The sequence below is a fragment of the Terriglobia bacterium genome, assembly GCA_020073085.1.
GTDB lineage: Bacteria > Acidobacteriota > Terriglobia > JAIQFV01 > JAIQFV01 > JAIQFV01.
This window is the reverse complement of the sequence record JAIQFV010000001.1, coordinates 99,934-123,583: the sequence shown is the minus strand read 5'-3', so window position 1 is coordinate 123,583 and position 23,650 is coordinate 99,934. Positions and strand designations below refer to the sequence as shown.

Genomic DNA, 23,650 nt, shown 5'->3' with positions numbered 1-23,650 from the left:
CGGCCACGCGCATCGAGAGGTGACCCCCCGGCTCCGCTTGGCCCTCAAGGAGCAATACCTGCTTCGCCCGCCCGCGGTTTGTCTCCGGGATCGGGGAAAATTAAAACCAGTCTCCGCCTTATGCCGCTTTGCTTGAAATCTGCAATGCGTCGATGATTCTTCCTACAGCTTCCTTCTTGCCTTTCAAGGGTTCCCTGAAGCTTGTGTCATCCGTATGCGCGATTTCAATTCGCAAGTCAGAAAGGTACTCTTCGAGAATTTGAATCAGAACTTCCTTTTCCTCCTCGGTCAGGGATATGTGAATCATTTCCTCATCTCCTTCTTTACTCGTACGGGTTGGTCTCTTTATTCATCCTTACTCCGTGTCACTTCAGGATGATGAGTGGCGGACACTTTCTATGAGCGGTCCGATAGAGGAAATCGCTGTACTCTCAAATAACAAGAGCCTGGATCTGAGGGCCGCTTGAACCACAATTCTCAGGAACAAACGTGTCATCTTTATTAATGCTGGATTAATGCTAGACCGTCACATGTTTGGACGCAAGGGCTATTTAGACCAACCCCGCGCTGCTCGCCTGTCTTCTTGCGGTGGGCGAGAAGCTCTCCCCTAAGGGCGTATTTGCTGCCCTCACACGGGCGACTCCACTTGGCGCCCGGAGGGAACACTGTTGCTCGACCTGGCTTGTCGACGTAGGGCTGTTCGGGACACGAATGCCGCCAGAGAATCTCGGATGAAGGTTATTTTGCCTGCCGTTGGGAAGGATTTAGGAGGTTTGGTGACACTGGGTCGCGGTGAGGGTGGGAGTAAGGCCTGGGAAAAAGGCCGTTCGGTGCCTCCCTGCGCGGTGAACCCGTCATCCTTGAATTCGCGCCCGGGGGGACATGGTCACAACGGCCAGGGATGGACCTGGTTCATGAATGGTTTTGATGAGGGGGCCTCCTTGAGAGTTCTTCTTGACCCGCGTGTTGGTTCTGTGCGCACGAGGCTAACGGCTTCGACCCTTGGGCATGTTGGCAACGACCGTAATCGCCCCGATGACTGGAGTGAACAAAAAAGAGACCCCGAATCCCAGCCAGAAATTGACACCCCTTTTGTGAGCAAAAACCCCGATGTACGAAGCTAACATGACCCAGATTACCCCGATAGGTATGATTCCGATCTCGGCTTCCATAATAACCTCCTTTGCCTGCCCTCAGTCGTAGCTCAGTTACGCGGGACCCTCGGAAGTCTCATGAGGAATGGCGTCCGATCTCTGTTGCTGTCCGCCTGCCTTGCCTCTTGATGGGCCCGAGGATCCGATCCCCTAATAATTTCAGACATATATTCGCTAACAAGGTTTACGAAAAAATCACAAGAGATACAAAGATTTTCCGGATGACCTCAGGGAATAGGCCATGAATACAGGGGGAGGAATACAGTAGGCCGGCTGCCCAGGAAAGAGCTGCACATTTGACGTGCGATGCTCCAGCGATTCTGTATAATGTTTTCAAACGAGAGTGCCGGCATCACAAGAGAAAAGAGGCGAATCTGATGAATCTCGCGCATGTGCATCTCCTGCTTAATCATATCCCCGTGCTGGGGACAGGTTTTGGACTGATATTGTTCATCGTCGCGCTCTTGAGAAAGAGTGAGGAACTCAGAAAGGCATGCCATGGGACTTTTGTTGTAGTGGCCCTGCTGGCAATCCCGGCTTATTTGACGGGCGACCCTGCCGAACGAGTTGTGAAAAATCTTCCCGGTGTTTCGAAGTCAATCATCGAGGCGCATGATGATGCGGCAAGTGCCTCATTGATCGCCCTCTCGATCTTAGGCGTGGTATCGATGGTTGGGTTCATCCTCATGTGGAAGTCGAGACCTGTCCCGCAATGGTTCACGATACTTTTGCTGGCGCTTGCCCTAATTGTCACAGGGATGATGGCTTGGACGGCCAATCTTGGAGGTCAGATTCGCCACACGGAGGTGCGTTCGGGGGCCGCTGCTCCGACACCCTCCGACTGAGAGGGATGAGCGCTCGGATTCCCCTCGGCCGCCGCAATCGCGGAGTCACAAGTGAATTCCCCTCTTTTAAGTTAATGGCCGCGACCAGGTCGTTTCCGCCGCTGGTTGAACGAATCCCGACGGATCTTCGCTTTCCCGTTTCGATCGGACTCCTTTCCTGAGCTATAATTCTGACTTATTGCGAACGACGACGAGCTCATAAAATGGACAGTCCCGGGTACCGGACTGCCAATGGACCCGCGCCTGCGAAAGTCTCCTCAGTGGGATCTGCTGTGAGGGTGCTGCTAGGAGACGGGCTTCCGCTTGCCGGAAGAAAGGCTCTTATGGACCCCCAGGATTCTATGACTGCACCGGAGATCGACGAAGTCCTATTTGAAGAATTTGGCGTCAACGCCAGGTATGTCGTCGATCTCTTTCAGAGATTTCAGCACGACCCGTCCTCGGTTGATGAGGATTGGCAGGCCTTCTTTGCGGGGCTTCTCAGGCGAGACGAGGGTGATGCTCCTGACCGGGGAGCGGTTGCCGGCATTGATACCTCGGGAGGTGCAGCCCCGGGCCCTGGCATGAAAGGACCCCTCCCGGCCGTCCAAATTGGGACTTCTTTGCCGGAGGCTGTCTCCGCACCCGGGATGAGCGGTGTTTCGGCCACGCCCCTCGCCGAGCGGACGGCTTTGCGGGGCGGGGCTTTGCGTATTGTCGAGAACATGGAAGCCAGCCTCGGTGTTCCGACGGCAACCTCCCAACGACAGATTCCGATCAAGCTTCTTGATGAAAATCGCCGCCTGGTCAATCAGTATCTGGAGCCAACGGGTAGAAAGGTCTCTTACACCCATCTGATTATTCGTGCCCTGCTGAAGGCGCTGGAACACTTCCCGCAGCTCAACGATTCTCACGAGGAAATCGATGGCACGTCCTATCGCGTTCATCATCCGGACATCCACCTCGGGATCGCGGTCAATGTAATGAGCCAGGATGGCACACACACCCTCGTTGTTCCGAACATGAAGTCCGCTCAACAACTCTCCTTTCCTGAATTGATCCGGGCCTACGACGACGTCATCAGGCGCGCCCGGGAGGGGAAGCTGGAGGTCGCAGATTTTCAGGGCACCACGGTCTCGCTGACAAATCCGGGGACCCTGGGCACGACGGTGTCGAACCCGCGGCTGATGGCCGGCCAGGGGCTCATCGTGGCGACGGGGGCCATCGAGTTCCCGCCGGAGTATCTCGCCATGGCGCCCGAGGCGATTTCATGGCTGGGCATCAGCAAGGTGATCACGCTCACCAGCACGTACGATCACCGCATCATCCAGGGGGCGGAATCCGGGGCATTTCTGGCGTTCGTTGATGAATTGCTTCGAGGCCAGCACAGTTTCTATGATGAAGTTTTTTCCGAACTGCGCATCCCTTACCGGCCCTATCACTGGGCGGTGGACCTCAATCCAGCCATCCTCGGCGAGCAGCACCATCGCGATGAAGTGCGGAAGCAGGCGCGAGTCCTGGAACTCATCAATGCCTACCGGGTGCGAGGCCACCTCATCGCCGACATCGATCCCCTGGGTTGGCGGGAAGTGCGCTATCACCCGGAACTGGATATCGAAACCTACGGGCTCACGATTTGGGACCTGGACCGGCAGTTTATTACGACCGGTCTGGGAGGGGCGGAGACAGCTCCTCTGCGTGAAGTCGTGACTCGGTTGCGCCGGTTCTATTGTGGAAAGGTAGGGATTGAGTACCGTCACATTCAGAGTCCCCAGGAAAAGGAATGGATTCGGGCCCGCGTCGAAGATGATCTGCCGCCGGTTCCCAAAGAGGTGAAACAGCAGATCCTGTGGAAACTGATTTCGGCGGAGCAGTTTGAAAGGTTCCTTGCCACAAAGTATCCCGGTCAGAAACGGTATTCGATCCAGGGGGCTGAAGTCATTGTCGCGTTGTTGGATCAGTTGATTGAAAGCGCCGCGCGGTATCAAGTCCAGGACCTGACAATCGGGATGTCGCACCGCGGCCGGCTCAATGTGATAGCCAACGTCATTGGCCGGTTCTGTGAGAGGATCTTTACGGATTTTGAGGGCTCTGTCCATCCGAGGTTTCCCCACGATCAACATGATGTGAAGTACCACCGCGGCGCCAGCGGGGTGCGGGAAACCGCCAGCGGACACCCGGTGTCTCTGACGGTGTTGCCCAATCCGAGCCACCTCGAATTCGTTGATCCCGTGGTGGAAGGGATTGTCAGGGCCAAGCAGGATTTAAGAACAGGCTCAGCGTCCACCCCCCGGGGAATGCATGATCCGGCACGGAATCAGGTCCTGGCGGTCCTGGTTCACGGAGATGCCGCTTTTGTGGGGGAGGGGATTGTGGCCGAAACGTTGAACCTCTCACAGCTGCCCGGCTACACCACGCAAGGCACAATTCATTTTATTGTAAATAACCAGCTGGGCTTCACGACGCCCCCCGAGGAGGGACGGTCTTCCACTTACAGCTCTGATGTGGCAAGAATGGTTCAGGCCCCCATCTTTCATGTCAATGGGGATGATCCGGAGACCGCCTACCAGGTTCTCCAAATCGCACTGGAGTACCGGCAGGAATTTCACAAAGATGTGGTGATTGATGTGGTGGGATTCCGCCGTGAGGGTCACAACGAAGGCGATGAACCAACCTACACGCAACCCGTCATGTACAGGTTGATCCGTGCCCATCCCGGGGTGCGGCAACTCTATGCCGACAAATTGGTCCGTGAGGGAATTTATGAGGGGCCGACGGTCGCAAACCTGATTGAAGAGCGCATGCGCCGGTATGAGAACGCGCTGCTCGGCGCTAAAGAAATCGTGGCGCGACAGTTCAGCGCTCCCCATTTAAGTGAGAGGTCAGAGGAAACTGGACCGGAGGAGGGACCTCCGACCGGCGTGGATCACGCGACACTCTATGAAATTGCCCGGGTCGCTACCACGGTACCGACTGGATTTAATGTGAATCCAAAGATTGTCGGATTGCTGGCACGACGCGCCAAGATGGTCGATGGAGCGCGCGCCGTGGATTGGGGAATGGCCGAAACCCTGGCCTTCGGGTCCCTGCTCCTCGAGGGAACTGCCGTCCGTTTGGCCGGACAGGACACGGTACGGGGAACGTTCAGCCAGCGCCACGCGACCCTGTACGACACCCAAACCGGCACTCCCTGGACGCCACTGGAAGGGGCTTCAACTGACCCCGCCCGGTTCCGCGTGTACGACAGCCCGCTCTCCGAGGCCAGCGCGCTCGGTTTTGAGTATGGATACAGCGTTGCCGCCCCGCAGGCGCTGGTTCTGTGGGAAGCCCAATTCGGGGACTTTGTCAATGCGGCGCAGGTGATTGTCGACCAATTCGTTGCCGCCGGCGAAGACAAGTGGAATCAAACCAGCCGCATAGTGTTGCTTCTTCCGCACGGATATGAAGGCCAGGGCCCCGAACATTCGAGCGCCCGTCTGGAACGATTTCTTCAGCTTTGTGCCCAGGGAAACCTGCAAGTCGCCTGCTGTAGCACGGCGGCTCAGTACTTTCATCTCCTGCGACGGCAGGCCCGGCAGAAGTTGAGCAAACCACTCGTCGTCTTTACCCCGAAGAGCTTGCTGCGATTTCCCGAGGCATCCTCTCCCATAGAAGAATTCACGCATGGCATCTTTCAACCGATTCTGGGTGATGGGACAGGTCCTCCCCCTGCTAAGGTGGAGAGGGTTTTGATCTGTAGCGGAAAAATTTACTTCGAACTGAATACTGAGCGCGGAAAGACCGGAGATCAGAAGACCGCGATTCTCCGTCTGGAACAGTTTTATCCATTTCCCCGGATTCAATTGGCGGGCCATCTGAATACCTATCCCCGCGCTTCAGAGATTCGCTGGGTGCAGGAGGAACCGCAGAACATGGGAGGCTGGGGCTTTGTGGAGAAGTACCTGCAATCTCTGCTCAAACCGGAACAACGATTGCGTTATGTCGGACGAGCGACCAGCGCCAGTACGGCCACAGGGTCACACACCGTTCACCAGATGGAGCAACAGAAGATCGTCGCGGAGGCTTTCGCGTAAGGACAGGCAGCCCGCACGGGTTGTAGAGAAAACGGGATGAGGGGCGGATAGAACCAGTTCTTCTGTCCAACCCCTCGCGTTCTGGGCGTGGCTACCTCAGGGCCTTTTCAATCGCTCCCGCAGCCACGGGCACCAGCAGCGCATAACCACTCTCATTCGGATGCAGTCCATCATTGGATAGTCCTTTCCGCAGGAATCCGTGCTCATCCACCACTGCCGAATAATAATCGGCCAACTCGGCACCCACTTGTTTGGCATAACCTCGAATCCATTCATTCAATTTTTGAATGTCGGCAGGCGGGCGGCGAACGGTCTGGGCATTCGCCGTGTAGTCGCTCACCGGGGTCAGTGTACCCAGGACCACCTTGATGCCGTTCTTCTCCGCCAGTTCCGTGAGGGCCCGAAAATTGTCTTGAATCATCGCCAACGTCACGGTCCCGGTATTGCCGGCAATGTCATTGGTGCCGGCAAGGATGACCACAGCGTCCGGCTGGAGCCGGATCACGTCGGGAAACATCCGCAACAGCATTTGTGCGGTCGTTTGCCCGCTGATCCCCCGGTTGATATAAGGTTTTGCGGGGAAGGATCTCCCCAGGTCCCAGAAATCGGTGATGGAATCGCCCAGAAAAACGACACGTCCCGGCTGGCGAGCGAGCGCGGCGAGCCGCTGGTCGTCTTCAAAGTACCGTCCCAGCATCGCCCAGTCCTGCAGGTCATCCGCCAGGCGCTGGGCGTAGACGGCGGAACAGCACTGCGTCTTGCGGGGATGAAATTCCTCGAGCAGTTGCCCCGACATCCTGCAGTTGAAAATAGTGATTCCGAAGACAACAAGCGCGAAAATCCTGGAAAAGCATCGCATACGTTCCTCCATGAGTTCATTTATACGTGAGGCTCAACCCAGGCGTCAATGGAAGGGGAGCAGTATATGGCCTCGCCAGGACCGCGCTCAATGCCATCCCATCCCGGAACTATTGATGGCGCCTCAGCAAATGCGGGAATTTGGGAGGAGGGGGCACCAATGAATTTGTTTGAGTTTGTGAAAACCTGTGCTAGTTTAACGGAGTGTAGGCCCCCACCTCTTGGTATCTTAAGGAGACAAATCCCATGAGCCAAGTTTCTGGCGAGAGCAGCGCCAACGCGAAGCGCTATCTCTCGATCGCGCTGCTTGTTCTTTTTCTGGTCCTTTCCATTGGACTCCAGTACAAGATTCGCTTCCCGCGATCGGGCAGCCTCCGGGGGTCGGGGCTCGAAAATATGTCCATAGCCCCGGATTTTAATTTGCAGGATTTGGCCGGGAATACCGTTTCGCTTGAAGACTACCGGGGTAAGGTAGTCATCCTTAGTTTTTGGGCAACCTGGTGTAGGCCCTGCCGGTCTGAATTCAATGAACTGAAGGCCTGGGCGCAGGAGAAGAAGGCTCAAGGTGGGTGGAACAATCTGGAGTTGATCGCCGTCGACCTCAACGAAGAACCGGAAACAGTCGCTGCGTTCGTTCAGAAGAATAACCTCCCCTTCCTCATCTTGCTGGACAATGGCGGCACGGTGGGAAAACAGTACAAGGTAGAAGCTCTCCCCAGTTTGTTTTTGATTGATTCGAGCGGAAGGGTCAGACATTTTCAGGAAGGCTATTCCCCCGGCATCAAGTTTGTACTGGATGGGTTTATTACCCAGATCAAGAAGGAGAAGCACTCGTGAGCGAGAATGTCATCGAGGCAAGGGAACTCACGAAGATTTTCTCGGCCGGGTGGAGAGGCAAGAAGCGGGTTGAGGCCGTGGGTGGCTTGGATCTTGCCATGGCCCGGGGAGAAATCTTTGCTTTCTTGGGGCCGAATGGAGCAGGGAAGACAACGACCATCAACCTGCTGATGGGGTTTCTGAAACCGACGCGGGGAAGCGTCAGGATTTTCAGTTCGTCCCCGGAGGCGCGGCATGTGCGCTCCCGAACCGGATACCTGCCGGAGAACTATGCGTTTTATTCATTTCTGAACGGCCCCAAGCTGTTAGACCTTTTTGGCCGACTCCTTCACATTCCCGAGCGCCTCAGGCGGTCCCGCATCGAACAGTTGCTGGGACAATTCGGTCTTTGGGAGGCCCGCAACCTGAGAATTGGAAGGTATTCCCGGGGGATGCGACAGCGTCTGGGGCTTGCCCAGGCGCTCCTGAACGAGCCCGAACTGTTGATCCTCGATGAGCCGACTTCCGGATTTGATCCCTTGGGGCGACGCATGGTGCGCGAGATCCTTTTGCAGTTGCGACAACGCGGCGCGAGTATTTTTCTGTCTTCACACATCCTCTCGGAAGTGGAGGCCATCTGCGACCGTGTCGCCATCGTCAACCGGGGAAGAATGGTGCGCCAGGGCAGTCTGAAAGAGGTGATTGGCTCTCATGAAGGGATTGAGATCACCTTCACTGATCCCAGCGGTTCTGTCCGGTCCCAACTACAGGAATTGGACCTGAAGATTACAGCGGGTGTGGAGAATTTCATGACCTTCGCGGGGGATGAGGTCTTGGGGCAAACGGTTGTGGATGCGATTCGGTTGGGAGGCGGCACGTTGCGTGCCTTTGTCCCCAAGGCCCGGACTTTGGAAGAAGTATTCATTGAGCTGGTAGGTGAACAGGAGCGGTCTCGCCTCTTTAACATGGCAGGGAGGGAAGAGAAATGATGGTCTGGTTGGTTGCGGGCATTGCCTTGCGGCGGTTACTGCGAAGCAAGTTGCTGGGGATTACCCTGATTGTCGCCATACTGATCACTGCCTTGATGAGCAGCTCGTTGCTGATGCTTCGGATGGCCCGAAGCGCCGGGGATGCGGAGGTCGCCAGCCAAATGTCTGCCACCGTAATCCTGGCGGCGCTTGGCTTGATGGGCTTCTTCGCCTGTCTGGTGGGCTTGGCGAACGGCGTGACGGTCATCCGCCGGGACATACGGGATGGAACCATTTTCAGTGTCTTGTCAAAACCGATCAGCCGGGCGGAATACCTGTTGGGGAACTATCTCGGGAGCTTGATGTACCTGTCCTTCGTCTGGATTATCTTCAGCCTGGTCTATGTTGGACTCGTCATTCTCACGGGCCAGTCCATGGGAAAACTGCTGGGCCTGATCCTGCTGGCCCGATGGGTGTACTCGGTGGTGATGATGAGTGTGGCCTTTTTCCTGGCGCAGCGATTCAATGCCTGGACCGCCGTGGTTCTCAGCGTGGGAGTCTATAACGCGGACTCCCTGTATAGTATTTTTCCTCCCCTTTTGAGACAAATTCATATCGAGCTTCCCGCATGGGTCCAAGGGACAGCACTCTTCCTGTTTCCATCAACCAACAGTCTGGATGTCCTTTTTGATTCTCTCCTTAAGTCGCGCCTCAACTCGACTCCGGTCCACTGGGCATTTCTCAGTTTGCTCGACTACTGTGCCATTATGTTGCTGTTGGCATGGATGATTTTCCGCCGTCAGGAGCTCAGCCCGTCCGCGGAGTGAGTTTGCTGCCTATCATGCCGGGAGTCATCAATTGAGAATCCCGATTGATCCCGCTTTCCTCCGGTCTTCGGTAAGGCTGGGGTTGAGACGAAGCGCGTAACGCGTGTATTATTGCGACGGCTTGACGGCCAGCCAATTCCCTGCTTGAAACGGCCGCGGGAACGGGATCTGTAAGAGTTCGAGTGTGAAGTTTATTCCTGCGGCCGCTCAAAGTTCGCACTCGTAGTAACGACTTCAGTCGTTTCGCACCCAAAGGTCCAAATTCGACATAACGACTGAAGTCGTTACTACGACATTGATCCAAGAGCGCCACAATGTTTTCGCTTCGTTTGAGCTTTTGCAGCGGGTAGAGCTTCGATTCCTTGGTGATCCAACACTTTTCAAAGAGGTTTCTATGAAATTCCGGTTTTCCATGAAGTGTCTTGCAGTGCTGGCAATTGGATTTTTGGGACTCACCTGGGTGACCTTTTCCCAGGACCGCACACCCCTGCCGTCCCCCGACCCCGTGCAGCCGCGTGCCCGTTCAGCCGAGGAAACGCTCGACTTTTTGGCCCAGTCCCTGGCCAAGCAGATCGACAATCTCATGTGGTTCCACCGGCTGGAGGACATCGCCGAGGTCGATATGGTGCGGTATACCGGGCCTCCGCCGCGCGTGATTCCCAATCCGACTGCTCAGGGCGCCGGGAACCCGGTGGTGATCACCGCGTACACCTTCATTCCGAAGAAATATGCATCCACGGGGAAGCTCCCGTTGCTGGTTCTTGTTCATGGCGGGGTGCACGCTGATTTCGGTTCCGGAGCGGCACACATTGTGCGCGAACTGGTCCAGCAAGGCTATGCGGTCATTGCCCCCGATTATCGGGGCAGCACAGGATACGGGCGCGAGTTCTGGAGGCTCATCGATTACGGAGGCCTGGAAAATGAAGACGTCTTCGCGGGAAAGCAATGGATGCTGGAGAACTACGCCAATATCGATCCGCAGCGGGTGGGGATTCTCGGATGGAGTCACGGCGGGATGATCACCTTGATGACGATTTTCGATCACCCCCAGGATTTCAAGGTCGCTTACGCGGGGGTGCCGGTCAGCGACCTCGTGGCCCGCATGGGATACAAAGGCCAGGGCTACCGGGATCAGTATTCCGCGCCGTATCACCTGGGGAAAACGGCCGAAGATAATGTCAACGAATACCGCCGCCGCTCTCCCGCCTGGAATGCAGAGAAATTGCAGACTCCCTTGCTCATCCATACCAACACCAGCGATGAGGACGTCAACGTGCTCGAGGTCGAACATCTGATCCAGGCCTTGAAAGCCGCCAACAAAAAATTTGAGTACAAGATCTATGAGAACGCTCCCGGCGGCCACTTTTTTAACCGCATCGACACGCGGCCGGCCAAGGAATCACGAGCAGAGGTGTACCGATTTTTGGCCCGGTACCTGAGTCCTCCGAGTCCCGTGAAATGAGGGTGTCCACGGGGAACTGGGGATTGGAATCTTCAGGATGAGGACTTGAGATAACGGACAAGATCCTTCGCAGCTGATTGACAGACTGTTTGCCCAATGCATGCCTGAATCCGTTCATGGAGTGATGGAATCCGGCGCCCACCCGGTCGCCGTCGAATTCCGTCGTGTCTCGCTGCAGTCTCCCAGAGGCGATGCGGTAATTTCTGACTTGAGCCTTGAAGTAAGACGCGGCGAGACACTGGTTTTGCTGGGCCGCAGCGGATCCGGAAAAACCACCACCTTGAAATTGATCAACCGCCTCCTGGAGCCCACGACCGGGGAGGTCCGTGTCGAAGGCGCCACCACGACAGAATGGGACCCGATTCGCCTTCGCCGCTCCATCGGATATGTCATCCAGGAAATCGGCCTTTTCCCCCATTACTCGGTCGAACGTAACATTGCGCTTGTCCCACGGCTTGAAGGTTGGCCGGAAGAACGTGTGCGCGCCCGGGTGCATGAGCTCCTGAAATTGGTCGGGCTGGATCCGGGACAATTCGCACAGCGTTTTCCAGCGGAGCTTTCGGGCGGGCAACGCCAACGTGTCGGAGTAGCGCGCGCCCTGGCGGCGAATCCTCCCCTTCTGCTGATGGATGAGCCCTTTGGCGCTCTGGATCCCATCACCCGAACGGAATTGCAGCGGGAGTTCGCTGGTTTAGCCGCGGGACTTCACAAGACCATCGTTTTTGTGACGCATGACGTCCGCGAGGCGCTGCTGCTGGGCTCGAGGATCGGGTTGTTCAAAGGCGGTCGCCTGGTTGAATTGATCACCGCCGCTGAGTTTGCTCACTCCCCGGTGCCTGAAGCCCGAGCCTTTATGGACTCGCTAGGACAGAGGTAAAGAAATCAATTTCGGATTGCAGATTTCGGATTGCCGAATTCAAACCTGATACCAGAATCTGTTGATTCAGAAGCGCAGGGTCGAATTCCGAATTCCGAAATTCGCGATCTGACTTAGGATCTTCCATGGGCCTGATTGATTTTCTTATCCGTAACCGAGCCGAGGTTCTCACCTTCGCGCTCCAACATGTTTTTCTGGTCGCGGCGGGAACGGGTGCAGGCATCCTGGCAGGTATTCCTGTGGGCGTTCTGCTGACGAGGAAGCCGGCTTTGAGCAAACCGGTCCTGGCTGCGGCCAACGTCCTGCAAACGATTCCCAGTCTGGCGCTCTTCGGCTTTTTGATCCCCCTGCTGGGAACTCATGGAATCGGACAGGTTCCCGCCATCATCGCATTGTTTATTTACTCATTGCTTCCGATTATCCAAAACACGTTTACTGGCATCCGGGGGGTTGAGCCGGCGGTCCGGGAAGCGGCGCTTGGCATGGGAATGACCGACTGGCAGATCCTGACGCAGGTGGAACTGCCGCTTTCGCTCAGCGTGATTCTCGCGGGCGTTCGTGTGGCCACGGTGATTTCGGTAGGAACGGCCACGATCGCGGCCGCGATTGGGGCCGGCGGACTGGGGACATACATCTTCCGCGGCCTGCGCATGAATGACAATCAATTGATCCTGGCCGGGGCCGTCCCCGCGGCGCTCATGGCGCTGGCGGCCGATTTCCTGCTCAGCAGGATTGAAAGCATTCTGAAGTTCCGCCGGGCCTCAGGCAAGAATCACGGGCGGAGATGGGTGCCCGCCCTGGCGTTGGTGGGAATTATCCTGATTGGATTTTTGACCCTGAGCCGCATGACCCGAATCTCGTCGATGCATCGCATTGTGGTGGGGTCGAAGGATTTTACAGAGCAGGTGATTCTCGGCGAATTGATCGCCCGGCAAATCGAACGGAAGACAGGGCTCGACGTGGAGCGGAGGTTTGAGCTCGGAGGAGACCTTTGCCATCGCGCCCTGCTGGCGGGGGAGATTGACGTTTATGTCGAGTACACGGGCACGGCTTTTGCGGCCATCCTGAAGCATCAGCCCAGGGCCGATCCGGGCGCTGTGTACGATCAGGTCAGGCGAGAATATGCGGAAAAGTTTGGCCTGGTGTGGCTGGCCCCGCTTGGGTTCAACAATACCTTCGCGATCCTGGTGCGAGGCGATGAGGCGCGACGGCTGAACCTTCAAAAAATCTCCGACGTCTCGCGTTATGCGCCGCACTGGCGAGCCGGGTTCGGGCAGGACTTCATGTCGAGGGCGGATGGGTATCCGGGCTTTTCCCAGGCCTACATCCTGAACTTTGTTGAGCCACCCCGTGAGATGGATCTTGCTCTCACCTATCGGGCGCTCGCGAACGGCCAGGTGGATCTCATCGCCGGGAATTCGACAGATGGGGCGATCGAGCAGTTGGGCCTGGTGGCACTCCAGGATGATCGGCATTATTTTCCTCCCTACCAGGCGGCCCCCGTCGTCCGGAAGGCGGTTGTGGAACGGTATCCGCAGGTCGCGGATGCCCTGAACGCCTTGGGCGGCACGGTGTCCGATCAGCAAATGCGACGTCTTAACTACCGGGTGGATAGCGAGCATCGGGACGTCAAACAGGTGGTAAACGAGTTTCTGGAAGGGAAATGAAAAAGCAGTTGTCAGTTCTCAGTTGCCCGTTTTAGCTTTCTGCCGTCAGCTATCAGCCGTCAGCAAAAGCGAAAGACGCGGGCACGATCTGCAATCCTTCAAATCGGTTGAAGACAGATGTGTCTTCGGTTCCTAAAGAGCAGGAGTCACTGCGAATGAGTTGATCGAGGACAACTGACAACTGAGAACAGACAACTGACAACTGTTTTTCTCCTTGCTTTCGCGCCGACGTCTCGGCATGATGAGCACTTACAAAAAACAAGGAATTTGTGATTTCCGACGTTGGACAATCCGATGAGCGCTGCAGAACGCAGTTTGAATGTGCGCCAAACGCTGCTGGGGCGGCTTGCAGAAGCCCGGGCCGCTACCGATGAGATCTTTCGATTGGTTCACCCCGCTGCCCTCTATGAGCGCCCCATTCCGGAACGGCATCGAATCATCTTTTATATAGGCCACCTTGAAGCCTTCGACTGGAATTTGATTGGCCGACATGGCCTGGGATTGGGTGAGGCGCCCAAGGGCTTTGATCAACTTTTTGCATTTGGGATCGATCCCGTTGATGGGAAATTGCCTTCAGATCAGCCCTCCGACTGGCCACCGGAGGAAGAAGTCCGAAGATACGGCGATTGCGCCCGGCGACAGGTCGATTCAGCCCTTCAAAAGGTCTCATTTGCGGATTCGAAATTCCCACTTCTTTCGGATGGATACCTTCTCCATGTTGCCATTGAGCACCGGCTCATGCACGCCGAGACGTTGGCCTATATGCTGCAACAGGTGTCCCAACATCAAAAGCGAGCCCACTCTTCGAGGAGGATTGCTTCGACTCCGTTCGTTCCGCCCAGGATGGTCGAAATTCCCGGGGGCACGGCCACCCTGGGGATGCGCCGGGGCAAGGAGCAGCCTTTCGGTTGGGACAATGAGTTCCATCTGCATACGGTCCATGTTCCGCCGTTTCAAATGGATGTTTATAACGTGACCAATGGTGATTTCCTGGAGTTTATTCGGTGCGGGGCTTACGACGATTGCGCATTTTGGGACTCGGCGGATTGGGAATGGAAAACCTCGTCGGGGATCCACCATCCCCTCTTCTGGAAAGAGACGGAGGACGGCTGGATGTACCGAACCATGTTTGCGGATGTCCCCCTCCCGCTCGAATGGCCGGTGTATGTAAGTCAGGCCGAGGCGTCTGCCTATGCACGCTGGAAAGGGAAGTCGCTACCCACCGAGGCGCAGTGGCACCGGGCTGCCCTGGGAACCCCCGGAGGAGACGAGCGATCCTATCCTTGGGGGGACGATCCCCCCGCACTGCAGCACGGAAATTTCAATTTCCGGAGCTGGGATCCAGCTCCCGTAGGATCGTTCCCAAAAGGCGACAGCGCCTTTGGAGTGGCAGATCTTCTGGGAAACGGTTGGGAATGGACGCGCTCTTTATTTGAGCCTCTGCCGGGATTTGAGCGGTTTTCGTTCTACCCCGGTTATTCAACAGACTTCTTTGATGGGAAGCATTTTGTTTTGAAGGGGGCATCCCCGCGTACGGCGAGGTGCCTGCTGCGGCGTTCATTTCGGAACTGGTTTCAGGGGCATTATCCGTATGCCTATGCGAGTTTCCGTTGTGTGGAGGAATGATCTTCTCCGAGGAGGATGGATGTACACCCAGACAATTCCAGCCGATTCGCGAATCGATTTTGCGGCGGACGTTCGTGCCGGCTTGAACAAGCCGGGCCAGAAGGAACTGCCTTCTAAGTATTTGTACGATGACGTCGGCTCCGCGCTCTTTGAAGTCATTTCAGTGCTGCCAGAGTACGGGCTGACCCGCGCCGACGAGCGGCTGTTGCAGCGGCATGCGGACTCCATGGTGGAACGGCTGTCCTTGCCCGCCCTCGTCACGGAGCTGGGGAGCGGCAGCGGCAAGAAGACGCGGTGGATCCTGGAGGCGCTTACCCGAAGGCAGGCGACGGCCTACTACCCGATCGAAATCTCACAATCGGCGCTGGCGCGATGCCGGCAGGAGCTGAGCCAGATTAACGCCGTCAGCATTGTGGGCGTCGAACGCCCTTACCTCGATGGCCTGCTCGAGGTTGCTGCACGCCGGGGGCCCGCAGAACACCTGCTAGTGCTTTTTCTGGGGAGCACGATCGGAAATTTCGATCGAGTGCCGGGGGAACAATTTCTTAAGCAGATCCGTGGAATTCTAAAGCCGGGGGACGGGCTTCTGATGGGAACGGATCTCGAAAAACCGATCCCTCAATTGATTCTGGCGTATGACGATCCGCTTGGGGTCACGGCTGCCTTCAATTTGAATTTGTTGGCCCGGATCAACCGGGAACTGGATGCAAATTTTATCCTGGCCCGGTTTCAACACGAGGCCCGCTACAACGCCGCGCATCAGCGCATCGAAATGCATCTTCGATCGCGAGTGCCGCAAACCGTCACGATTCCAAGGGCGAATTTCGAGACAACATTTGAAGCGGACGAGACCATCTGGACGGAGAGTTGCCATAAGTACACAACCGACGCAGTGGTTTCCATGGCCGAACGATGCGGATTTCAATGCGAAGGCCAGTGGGTGGATACCGAATGGCCCTTTGCGGAGAGCCTGTTTGTCGCCCGGTAGGGGAGACCAGGCGCCAACGCGACCGGCGCCGATGGAGCTAACCTCCAATGGGGTTCTAGCCGGGCACGCGGGGACTGCATAAATCAGCACGAAGAATGAATTTCATGAAGCGGCCAGGAAACCCGGGGATCGGCCCCGGGCACAACACCTTTCCTAAAGTCATTTTTTCTCAGAGTGAAAGTGTTTTACCTCCGCTGTTCCTGGCTTCCTAGTCATCCATTCTTTCATTGGCCGGCCCAATTTCTGTTGATCGGTTACCCAGTTCTGGAATGGACCAAGGCGGGAGGTTTACAGACAGGAAGGACGAGCTTAGAGGCAGCCGACACTCACTTTTTTCGCATGAAAATCTCGGTTCCGCCATCTTTGAACTTGACCTCATCCATCAGCTGATTGATCAGGAAGATCCCTCGCCCGTGCGTGGAATACACGTTCTGGCCGATGGTCGGGTTGGGGATCGAGGCCGGATCGAATCCCTCCCCGGGGCTGCGAACGATAATGAGCATACCGCGGGATTCATCACAGGCGACACAGAATTGCACCTTCTTGTTGGGATCATTCTTGCAGCCGTGAACGATGGCGTTAGCCAGGGCTTCGCGCAACGCAGTTTCGACTTCCATTTCCTTTCCCGTTGCACATTTCATCTGTCGAGCGAGATCCATCACCCGATCCACAACAGGTGAAACTTCATCGATTTCAGCGGGAATGACGGTCTCCAGCCGCATGACGAGGTTAAGGGCCTCGAATTCACAGCGGGGCATGGGATGGGAGGGCATATGGGTATCCAACAGGCCGCTTAGCGCCGGAGCAACCCGATTCTCTTCCTTGAGATCGATAAAAGTCTGTGACTAGCCCCATTCTAATTCATTTTGTTCGATCAAGGAAGAGAAAGGAAAGTAGGTCGGTCCGGTGGGGCGACTGGAGAGTTTGCGCTCTCCAGCGATGATTTTGCGGGGAGGATCATCAAGCGACAAGCTGAGAGCTTATTGGATGACAACCCATTCTGAAGAAGGATTCGAGAACTCCAATCCATGCCAATAGGGGCCGTCACTCATGACCTCTTCATTCCGGGCCACACGCGCCTGGGCAAGGATTGCAAAACCGTTAGCAACGGGCATGGACGATCGGTGAATCTCGACATACTCACTGACGGGCACCCGGACCGGAAGCTGGATCAAAGCGCCGAAACGGCTGACATTTTCGGTTTCAGTGCAAACCTCAAACCTGTTCCCAAACCCGTCGGTGCCACGCACCATCAAGGGGATTCGCAAGGGAATCCGGGGCGCCCGGCGGCGTTCACCGGGAGAGACATCCAGGGCATGGCGGAGCGATTCGGTGATTTGCTCCAATCTAAACGGCTTCTCGATATATTCAGAGAAGCCGATCTTTTGCACTGTGGGCCACAGGGTTTCTCGGGGCTTCGCGCTCATCAGAATAATCGGTGTCGCTTTGGTTTGCTTGAGTGACTTCAAAACCTCACACAACATGAAACCACCCATCTGGGGCATCATCATTTCCAAAAGGATACAGTTCGGCCGGTCAAGGACAGCCTTCTTGATCGCTTCCTCCCCGGACTGTGCCGTCAGGATTTCGTATTGTGAGGGAAGCGCCTCGGAGAGCAACCTGCCGCTCTCAATCTCCTCGTCCACTACCAGTAACTTTCTCTTGGTCAGCATCGATCACTCCAGCGAGCGTTTTGAACAAGAGCCGAGCAACCGCTCTCGTTCGTCACACGCATCTTGAAGGTAAATCTTTCCAAAAATGTTACTTTGCAACTGGAAAATATATTCCTTCCCTTCGAGTGCACGCGGGTTAATGGATTCATTTCCACTGTTTCGGTTTCAATCATTGAGCCCGGCGGCCTCCCGCGGAAGGATTGGTCCCAGGGACTCCGTCCCCAGAAACCAGTTGCAGCGAAAGGGCCTCACGTGCAAACTAAGGTGGAATCACAAGAAACAAGCCGGAACCGTCATTGAGCCGGGCGAACAATTCATCGGGAGGGGACGGGTATGAATCCTGAAATCGGAGTGGCGTTTCTCGAGGAGTCCAAAAACCGTGCCATCAAAGCTCGCGAGCGGATCAACCATTGTCTTGGACAACTGGAAGATGAGGACATCTGGTGGACCCCCGGAGAAGGATCCAACAGCCTTGGCGTCATCATCCAGCACTTGATGGGCAACTTGCGGCAATGGATTCTTTCGGGAGTGGGTGGCGAGGCGGATGTTCGAGATCGTCCCCGGGAATTTCGCGTCGAGGTGAAGACTCCGAAGGCCGAACTTCGAAACCAGTTTAACAATGTTCTGGATCAGGTCGACAAGACTTTCTCCCGGTTGGATCCGCTGCATCTGTTGGAGAGAAAAAGGATCCAGGGTTTTGATGAGTCCGCGCTGAGCGCCATTTATCAGACCATGACTCACCTTGAATTGCACGCAGGCCAGATCGCTTACATCACGAAGATGAGAAAGGGAAGAGGCTACGACGTATCCTGGAAGCCGGTGACAAAAGAACAAGGCGCCTGACGCTTCCCTGCGCCTGATCCGTCGCAGGACATGTGGCTTGGACGCACGGTTGAGCGTTTTCCTCACCGGAAGGCGTTTGCGAGATGACATGGCAAGATCCCTTCGATCCAGCAAGAGCAGAAGAGGCAGGTGGCTGTTTCGACTGAAGAGGAGCCGGTTCGCTTCCTTCTGGTTTCAGAAAGACCGATCAGTGAACCGGTCGCATGGTACGGCCCTATTGTCATGAACTCCCAAATCACCTCTCTCCTTCAAATCCTCGTCTCTCTATGGCTCTTCACTGCAAACGCGGTCGCAAGTGATCTCTCCCCCCGGCCCATTCAAACGCCAATCGACACGGAAGAGATGGCCCGTCGCGTCCGGGCAGAGTTCCTTCATGCCTGGCACGGGTATGAACGGTATGCCTGGGGGCATGACGAGCTGCGACCCCTATCCAGGACTGGGCATGACTGGTATCAACAATCCCTTTTGATGACTCCAGTCGACGCCCTCGATACATTGATCCTGATGGGGTTGAAAGAGGAAGCTGAAAAGACGAGGGAACTGATCGTTAGGAATCTCTCCTTCGACAAAGACATCTATGTTAAGAACTTCGAAGTCACGATCCGCCTTTTAGGAGGGCTTCTTTCAAGTTATCAACTGACCGGTGACCGTCGCCTCCTGGCCCTGGCGGAAGATCTGGGAACACGACTTCTCCCGGTTTTCGATTCGCCTACGGGCATCCCTTACCGGTTCGTCAATCTGAAAACCGGCAAGGTCCGGGGCTCTGAATCGAACCCGGCGGAGGCGGGCACGCTGCTGATCGAGTTTGGAACGCTCAGCCGGTTGACCAATAGGCCTGCTTTTTACGATAAAGCGAAACGCGCGGCCGTTGAGATTTATCGTCGCCGCTCACCCCTGGGGCTCGTCGGGCAGCGAATCAATGTCGAAACCGGCGAGTGGACCCTCAAGGACAGCCATCTCAGTGCGGAGATCGATTCCTATTATGAATATCTCTTGAAGAGCTGGTTATTGTTTGGCGATCCGGACATCAAACAGATGTGGCTTGACAGCATTCATGCCATCAATCAGTACTTGGCGGACGAATCCGATCAGGGGCTCTGGTATGGTCATGCTGATATGTCGAGCGGCAAGCGGACGGCGAAGACGTTCGGGGCCTTGGATGCCTTTTTCCCCGGGGTATTGGCCCTCTCCGGCGATCTTGACCGGGCCCAACGATTGCAGGCTTCTTCGTACCGGATGTGGATGAAATTCGGAATCGAACCCGAAGTGTTCAACTATCAGACCCAACGGGCGGAAGACCCCGGATATCCGCTGCGGCCTGAGATTATTGAATCCACGTACTACCTGTACCACTTTACTTCGGATCGGAATTATCTCCGGATGGGTCAGGAGTTCTTTGAAAGCTTTGTGAAATACTGCCGGACGCCGGTCGCTTATGCGGCCCTGCGCGACGTTGTCAAAAAAGAGAAATCGGACCGCATGGAGAGTTTCCTTTTTGCGGAAACATTCAAGTACTTCTACCTCCTTTTTTCTCCTCCCGGCGCGATGAATTTTGACCAGGTCATCTTCAACACCGAAGCACATCCGGTCCGTAAATTCTGGTAAATTGACGGCGCATAACGCGAAGGATGAAGTCCAGGATCGCTACATGGCACAGCGCGATGCACCTCATGGAGAATTGGCCTCCGGCCTGGCGCGCCGCCTGGGTCTGTTTGATGCCACGATGATTGTGATGGGCGGCATTGTCGGCTCCGGCATTTTTATGAACCCGTACGTCGTGGCGCGCCAGGTGCACACCCCTTTCATGATTCTGGCGGTTTGGGTGATGGGTGGCTTGATCGCTCTCCTGGGGGCCTTCGTCTATGCCGAATTGGCGGCGCGACGACCCAAGGTCGGCGGACAGTACGCCTACATCCGTGAGTCATACCATCCCGTAGTGGCGTTCATCTATGGTTGGGGACTGCTGCTGGTAACACAGACGGGCGGCATGGCGGCGGTAGCGGTGACGTTCGCGCGCTATTTCGTGGAGTTGACGCGGGTTCCGATCGCCGAATGGGCCATTGCGACGATGGCACTCGCCGGATTGACGCTGATTAACTGTCTCGGGGTCAAAGCCGGCAGCACGGCGCAAAATGTTCTTATGGTCCTGAAGATAGGCGCGATTGCAGCGCTTGTGGCGTGTGGCCTCCTTTGGGCGAAGAATCCTCATCCGGGTGCCGACCCGGGCTATGCGGGCCCTTTGTTCGATCGCCCCGTTTCCTTGGATCTGTTGACTGCCGTTGGCGCTGCGATGGTCCCGGTTCTGTTCGCCTACGGCGGTTGGCAGACCGCCTGCTTCATTGCCGGTGAAGTCCGCGAACCCCGTAAGAATCTGCCCCGTGGCTTGTTCATTGGGGTGTTGGGCGTCATCGTACTCTATCTTGCGGTGAATTTCGTTTGTGTTCGCGTTCTGGGCACCTCCGGCCTTGCGACGACAACCGCCCCCGCCAGTGCTGTGATGCGGATCGCCCTGGGAGATCTGGGAGGGCGCCTCATTGCCGCCGGCATTGCGATCTCGACGCTCGGATTCTTAAGTCAGGGCATCCTGACCGCTCCCCGAGTCTATTACGCCATGGCGGAGGACGGGTTGTTTTTCAAGAGTGTGGCTTGGTTGCAGCCGCGGACACGCGTCCCCGTCGTTGCGATCGGTTTGCAGGGCGTGTGTGCGATCATCATCGCCCTGTCCGGACGATACGAGCAGATTCTGAACTATGTTGTTTCGGCCGACTGGGTGTTTTTCGGTTTGTCCGCCAGTTGTGTTTTTGTCCTGCGGCGCCGGGATGGAGAGACCCAGTTCTCCCGGACCTCGGAATACAACATTCCCGGGCATCCGGTCACCACCGCCTTGTTTGTCGCGGTGTGTGCATTCATCGTAATCAACACGGTATACAAGTACCCGGGGAACAGTGTCGTAGCGCTGGGCATCATGATGGCTGGGCTCCCGGTTTACTTCTTCTGGAGAGGGCGAATGAATCGACGGACGAACCAGCGATGACGATGGCGTAGAGACGTTCTGCGGAAATGTCTCTACGAGGATGGAGAAGCAGGGAATGCGTGTCTCCCGGAATCAAATCACATCGGAATACATGGAGTGGGCCAAGACGCGCTCCCAGTCGCGGTATAACCTGGCCACAAGTGGTGTGAGGCATTTTCCGTTCCGTGACCTCGGTGTCACCCTTGAGGACATTGAATTGAGCGGGCCGAGCGGGTACGGATACGAGCCCCTGCAGCAGGCCCTGGCGGAGAAGTGCAACGTCCCTCCGGAGTGCGTGGTCGCGTCGGTCGGCACTTCGCTGGCCAATCATCTGGCCATGGCCGCGACCCTTGAGCCGGGCGACGAAGTCCTCATTGAACACCCGGCATACGAGCCGCTCCTCGCCCTTGCCCGGTTTCTGGGAGCGGAGATTAAGCGCTTCAGACGGCGCTTTGAAGACGGATTTGGGATTGACTATGAAGAGGTGCGACGGCAGGTGACCCCGCGCACCCGGTTGATCGTCATCACGAATCTTCATAATCCAAGCAGTGTGTTGATCGAAGAGGCCTCGCTCAGGCAATTGGGCGAGATCGCGCGATCAGCCGGCGCCCATGTGCTCGTCGATGAGGTCTACCTCGAAGCGATCTTCCCTGAGAAATCCCTGTCGCATGACAGGGCTTCAGGCTCAAGGATCGCGCCACGCGCGTCTTTCCATCTCGGGAGTGAATTCATCGTGACGAGTAGCTTGACCAAGGTGTATGGACTGAGTGGGCTTCGGTGCGGCTGGATTCTCGCTGAACCAGACCTGGCAAAGCGAATGTGGCGGCTGACCGACCTCTTCCATAACATCCCGGCACACCCGGCCGAGCGGTTGAGTGTTGTCGCCCTCGAGCACCTGGACCAGATTGCGGAACGTGCCCGGACGCTGTTGGAGACCAATCGTGACCTCCTTTTCCGGTTTCTTGATTCCCGAAGCGATCTCGAAGCGATTCGACCGCCGTTTGGGACGGTCATCTTTCCAAGGCTCCGGCAAGGCGCGTCGGAAGATCTCTGCACGTTGCTGCGGGATCGATACGAAACGACTATTGTGCCAGGACGATTTTTCGAAATGCCCGATCACTTCCGCCTGGGGATTGGCATGGAGACGGAGACCCTGGCCGCGGGCCTCGAACGGCTGGGCGGGGCATTGGATGAGTTTGGCGCAAGGGGGTGATCTCCCTGGACTTCCCCTTGTGTGGATCAGGCAGGCCTGCTGAGTACGATGGAAGATAGTGACGGATGACACCATCTCACGAAGGAGTATGCTTTGGTAGCCGTGATCCGCTCGCTTTCCCGCGGATCACGGGCTGTTGCGACCGGCGGGAAGAAATCGCCATCCCCAAGAACGGGATCACGGCCCGCCTCGGCGGGCGCGTGCGACTCAGCATTAACGGGACGACGGGTGTCGTAATATTCGATCATCGTCAATAGTCGAAAAGAATGAGGTGAGACGCTTGAGCTATAATGTCAGTCTGATTCTCATGAACTCGACCTGCCATCTGACAGGGCATAAAAGGGGAACTCCTATGAAGAAGAGTCTGATAGCGCTCTTTGCATTCTTGATTCTTGGCTCTCCTCTTCTGGCTGCTGAGTCCGTTCAGACAGGAAAGATCATCAAGTGGGAAACTGAAACCTATTCGAAGAATGACCATGTGACCCGCAACCGTGTCGTCTACTACGTTCAAGGGGACGCGGTAACCTACAAAATCACTCCCCGTCACGACAAGGGCCGCGTGAAGATGGAGGCAGGGGTGGAAATTCACTTCCGCATAAAGAGCGCGAATGGAAAGCATGGCGTCCTCGGCCACATGTTTCTCTCCCGCGACACCGGCAAGGAAACTGAGTTCGACATCATTGGAGAGTCCAAGTAACCTGACGGCTCGTCGTTTGGAGTGTGCAAGCTTGCTTGCGCTTTGGTCCAGGGCCGCCTCCCGCACCGGGG

The 23,650-nt window shown here is 56.3% G+C and carries 21 protein-coding genes and 1 pseudogene; 17 read left to right on the top strand and 5 right to left on the bottom strand.

Going from position 1 to position 23,650, the window contains the following annotated elements:
• Positions 1-118 precede the first annotated feature (118 nt).
• On the bottom strand, positions 119-307 hold the full coding sequence (locus LAO21_00495) for a hypothetical protein (GenBank protein ID MBZ5551165.1): 189 nt from the start codon (positions 305-307) through the stop codon (positions 119-121).
• Between the two features lie 679 nt (positions 308-986).
• Positions 987-1,172, bottom strand: a complete 186-nt coding sequence (locus tag LAO21_00490; protein MBZ5551164.1) for a hypothetical protein — start codon at positions 1,170-1,172, stop codon at positions 987-989.
• 359 nt (positions 1,173-1,531) lie between these two features.
• Here LAO21_00490 and LAO21_00485 point away from each other — a divergent pair, with 359 nt between their 5' ends.
• Both LAO21_00485 and LAO21_00480 read left to right on the top strand, forming a co-directional pair.
• Positions 1,532-1,999, top strand: a complete 468-nt coding sequence (locus tag LAO21_00485) for a hypothetical protein (protein ID MBZ5551163.1) — start codon at positions 1,532-1,534, stop codon at positions 1,997-1,999.
• A gap of 341 nt (positions 2,000-2,340) precedes the next feature.
• Positions 2,341-6,051 carry a multifunctional oxoglutarate decarboxylase/oxoglutarate dehydrogenase thiamine pyrophosphate-binding subunit/dihydrolipoyllysine-residue succinyltransferase subunit gene (locus tag LAO21_00480; GenBank protein ID MBZ5551162.1) on the top strand — a complete coding sequence of 1,237 codons (3,711 nt, stop codon included), beginning with the start codon at positions 2,341-2,343 and terminating at the stop codon, positions 6,049-6,051.
• Between the two features lie 91 nt (positions 6,052-6,142).
• On the opposite strand, the gene LAO21_00475 is transcribed toward LAO21_00480, so the two are convergent.
• Positions 6,143-6,910 carry an SGNH/GDSL hydrolase family protein gene (locus LAO21_00475; protein MBZ5551161.1) on the bottom strand — a complete coding sequence of 256 codons (768 nt, stop codon included), beginning with the start codon at positions 6,908-6,910 and terminating at the stop codon, positions 6,143-6,145.
• Positions 6,911-7,155: 245 nt separating this feature from the next.
• Between LAO21_00475 and LAO21_00470 the strand changes: the two genes are divergently transcribed.
• The 8 genes from LAO21_00470 to egtD all read left to right on the top strand — a co-directional run bounded on the left by LAO21_00470 (position 7,156) and on the right by egtD (position 16,140).
• Positions 7,156-7,746 (top strand): TlpA family protein disulfide reductase, encoded by a 591-nt coding sequence (locus LAO21_00470; GenBank protein MBZ5551160.1) that lies wholly within the window; start codon positions 7,156-7,158, stop codon positions 7,744-7,746.
• Entirely contained in the window at positions 7,743-8,714 is a 972-nt protein-coding gene (locus tag LAO21_00465) for an ABC transporter ATP-binding protein (protein MBZ5551159.1), read from the top strand. Before LAO21_00470 ends, LAO21_00465 begins: the two co-directional genes overlap by 4 nt.
• Complete coding sequence (locus LAO21_00460; protein ID MBZ5551158.1) at positions 8,711-9,520, top strand: ABC-2 transporter permease; 810 nt, start codon at positions 8,711-8,713, stop codon at positions 9,518-9,520. Before LAO21_00465 ends, LAO21_00460 begins: the two co-directional genes overlap by 4 nt.
• Before the next feature lie 412 nt (positions 9,521-9,932).
• On the top strand, positions 9,933-10,982 hold the full coding sequence (locus tag LAO21_00455) for an alpha/beta fold hydrolase (GenBank protein MBZ5551157.1): 1,050 nt from the start codon (positions 9,933-9,935) through the stop codon (positions 10,980-10,982).
• Between the two features lie 124 nt (positions 10,983-11,106).
• The gene (locus tag LAO21_00450; protein MBZ5551156.1) at positions 11,107-11,859 is read left to right on the top strand and encodes an ATP-binding cassette domain-containing protein; all 753 of its coding nucleotides are present in this window, start codon (positions 11,107-11,109) and stop codon (positions 11,857-11,859) included.
• A 125-nt stretch (positions 11,860-11,984) separates the two neighbouring features.
• Positions 11,985-13,526 carry an ABC transporter permease subunit gene (locus tag LAO21_00445; protein ID MBZ5551155.1) on the top strand — a complete coding sequence of 514 codons (1,542 nt, stop codon included), beginning with the start codon at positions 11,985-11,987 and terminating at the stop codon, positions 13,524-13,526.
• A 294-nt stretch (positions 13,527-13,820) separates the two neighbouring features.
• On the top strand, positions 13,821-15,152 hold the full coding sequence (locus LAO21_00440) for an SUMF1/EgtB/PvdO family nonheme iron enzyme (protein ID MBZ5551154.1): 1,332 nt from the start codon (positions 13,821-13,823) through the stop codon (positions 15,150-15,152).
• Positions 15,153-15,171: 19 nt separating this feature from the next.
• A complete protein-coding gene (gene egtD, locus LAO21_00435) occupies positions 15,172-16,140 on the top strand; it encodes an L-histidine N(alpha)-methyltransferase (protein MBZ5551153.1) in 969 nt (322 codons plus the stop codon).
• A 326-nt stretch (positions 16,141-16,466) separates the two neighbouring features.
• Here egtD and LAO21_00430 read toward each other — a convergent pair whose 3' ends face one another.
• Positions 16,467-16,898 (bottom strand): ATP-binding protein, encoded by a 432-nt coding sequence (locus LAO21_00430; protein MBZ5551152.1) that lies wholly within the window; start codon positions 16,896-16,898, stop codon positions 16,467-16,469.
• A gap of 222 nt (positions 16,899-17,120) precedes the next feature.
• Positions 17,121-17,813 carry a response regulator gene (locus LAO21_00425; GenBank protein MBZ5551151.1) on the bottom strand — a complete coding sequence of 231 codons (693 nt, stop codon included), beginning with the start codon at positions 17,811-17,813 and terminating at the stop codon, positions 17,121-17,123.
• A gap of 333 nt (positions 17,814-18,146) precedes the next feature.
• Here LAO21_00425 and LAO21_00420 point away from each other — a divergent pair, with 333 nt between their 5' ends.
• From LAO21_00420 to LAO21_00390, 7 genes and pseudogenes are all read left to right on the top strand, one after another.
• Positions 18,147-18,656, top strand: a complete 510-nt coding sequence (locus tag LAO21_00420; protein ID MBZ5551150.1) for a DUF1572 domain-containing protein — start codon at positions 18,147-18,149, stop codon at positions 18,654-18,656.
• Positions 18,657-18,752: 96 nt separating this feature from the next.
• Positions 18,753-18,890, top strand: a pseudogene (locus LAO21_00415) (pirin family protein).
• Positions 18,879-20,261 (top strand): glycoside hydrolase family 47 protein, encoded by a 1,383-nt coding sequence (locus LAO21_00410; GenBank protein MBZ5551149.1) that lies wholly within the window; start codon positions 18,879-18,881, stop codon positions 20,259-20,261. Before LAO21_00415 ends, LAO21_00410 begins: the two are co-directional and overlap by 12 nt.
• Before the next feature lie 43 nt (positions 20,262-20,304).
• A complete protein-coding gene (locus LAO21_00405; GenBank protein ID MBZ5551148.1) occupies positions 20,305-21,690 on the top strand; it encodes an amino acid permease in 1,386 nt (461 codons plus the stop codon).
• Between the two features lie 55 nt (positions 21,691-21,745).
• A complete protein-coding gene (locus LAO21_00400; protein MBZ5551147.1) occupies positions 21,746-22,882 on the top strand; it encodes an aminotransferase class I/II-fold pyridoxal phosphate-dependent enzyme in 1,137 nt (378 codons plus the stop codon).
• A 65-nt stretch (positions 22,883-22,947) separates the two neighbouring features.
• Positions 22,948-23,139 carry a hypothetical protein gene (locus tag LAO21_00395; protein ID MBZ5551146.1) on the top strand — a complete coding sequence of 64 codons (192 nt, stop codon included), beginning with the start codon at positions 22,948-22,950 and terminating at the stop codon, positions 23,137-23,139.
• A gap of 95 nt (positions 23,140-23,234) precedes the next feature.
• Entirely contained in the window at positions 23,235-23,579 is a 345-nt protein-coding gene (locus LAO21_00390) for a hypothetical protein (protein MBZ5551145.1), read from the top strand.
• The last annotated feature ends 71 nt before the right edge of the window (positions 23,580-23,650 follow it).

Coding starts and splice junctions, on each gene's coding strand:
- LAO21_00450 (MBZ5551156.1), top strand. CDS start 11,107: ATGGAATCCGGCGCCCACCCGGTCGCCGTCGAATTCCGTCGTGTCTCG.
- egtD (MBZ5551153.1), top strand. CDS start 15,172: ATGTACACCCAGACAATTCCAGCCGATTCGCGAATCGATTTTGCGGCG.
- LAO21_00390 (MBZ5551145.1), top strand. CDS start 23,235: ATGAAGAAGAGTCTGATAGCGCTCTTTGCATTCTTGATTCTTGGCTCT.
- LAO21_00475 (MBZ5551161.1), bottom strand. CDS start 6,910: ATGCGATGCTTTTCCAGGATTTTCGCGCTTGTTGTCTTCGGAATCACT.
- LAO21_00430 (MBZ5551152.1), bottom strand. CDS start 16,898: ATGCCCCGCTGTGAATTCGAGGCCCTTAACCTCGTCATGCGGCTGGAG.
- LAO21_00480 (MBZ5551162.1), top strand. CDS start 2,341: ATGACTGCACCGGAGATCGACGAAGTCCTATTTGAAGAATTTGGCGTC.
- LAO21_00495 (MBZ5551165.1), bottom strand. CDS start 307: ATGATTCACATATCCCTGACCGAGGAGGAAAAGGAAGTTCTGATTCAA.
- LAO21_00440 (MBZ5551154.1), top strand. CDS start 13,821: ATGAGCGCTGCAGAACGCAGTTTGAATGTGCGCCAAACGCTGCTGGGG.
- LAO21_00455 (MBZ5551157.1), top strand. CDS start 9,933: ATGAAGTGTCTTGCAGTGCTGGCAATTGGATTTTTGGGACTCACCTGG.
- LAO21_00410 (MBZ5551149.1), top strand. CDS start 18,879: ATGAACTCCCAAATCACCTCTCTCCTTCAAATCCTCGTCTCTCTATGG.
- LAO21_00470 (MBZ5551160.1), top strand. CDS start 7,156: ATGAGCCAAGTTTCTGGCGAGAGCAGCGCCAACGCGAAGCGCTATCTC.
- LAO21_00420 (MBZ5551150.1), top strand. CDS start 18,147: ATGAATCCTGAAATCGGAGTGGCGTTTCTCGAGGAGTCCAAAAACCGT.
- LAO21_00490 (MBZ5551164.1), bottom strand. CDS start 1,172: ATGGAAGCCGAGATCGGAATCATACCTATCGGGGTAATCTGGGTCATG.
- LAO21_00405 (MBZ5551148.1), top strand. CDS start 20,305: ATGGCACAGCGCGATGCACCTCATGGAGAATTGGCCTCCGGCCTGGCG.
- LAO21_00400 (MBZ5551147.1), top strand. CDS start 21,746: ATGCGTGTCTCCCGGAATCAAATCACATCGGAATACATGGAGTGGGCC.
- LAO21_00485 (MBZ5551163.1), top strand. CDS start 1,532: ATGAATCTCGCGCATGTGCATCTCCTGCTTAATCATATCCCCGTGCTG.
- LAO21_00460 (MBZ5551158.1), top strand. CDS start 8,711: ATGATGGTCTGGTTGGTTGCGGGCATTGCCTTGCGGCGGTTACTGCGA.
- LAO21_00425 (MBZ5551151.1), bottom strand. CDS start 17,813: ATGCTGACCAAGAGAAAGTTACTGGTAGTGGACGAGGAGATTGAGAGC.
- LAO21_00395 (MBZ5551146.1), top strand. CDS start 22,948: ATGACACCATCTCACGAAGGAGTATGCTTTGGTAGCCGTGATCCGCTC.
- LAO21_00445 (MBZ5551155.1), top strand. CDS start 11,985: ATGGGCCTGATTGATTTTCTTATCCGTAACCGAGCCGAGGTTCTCACC.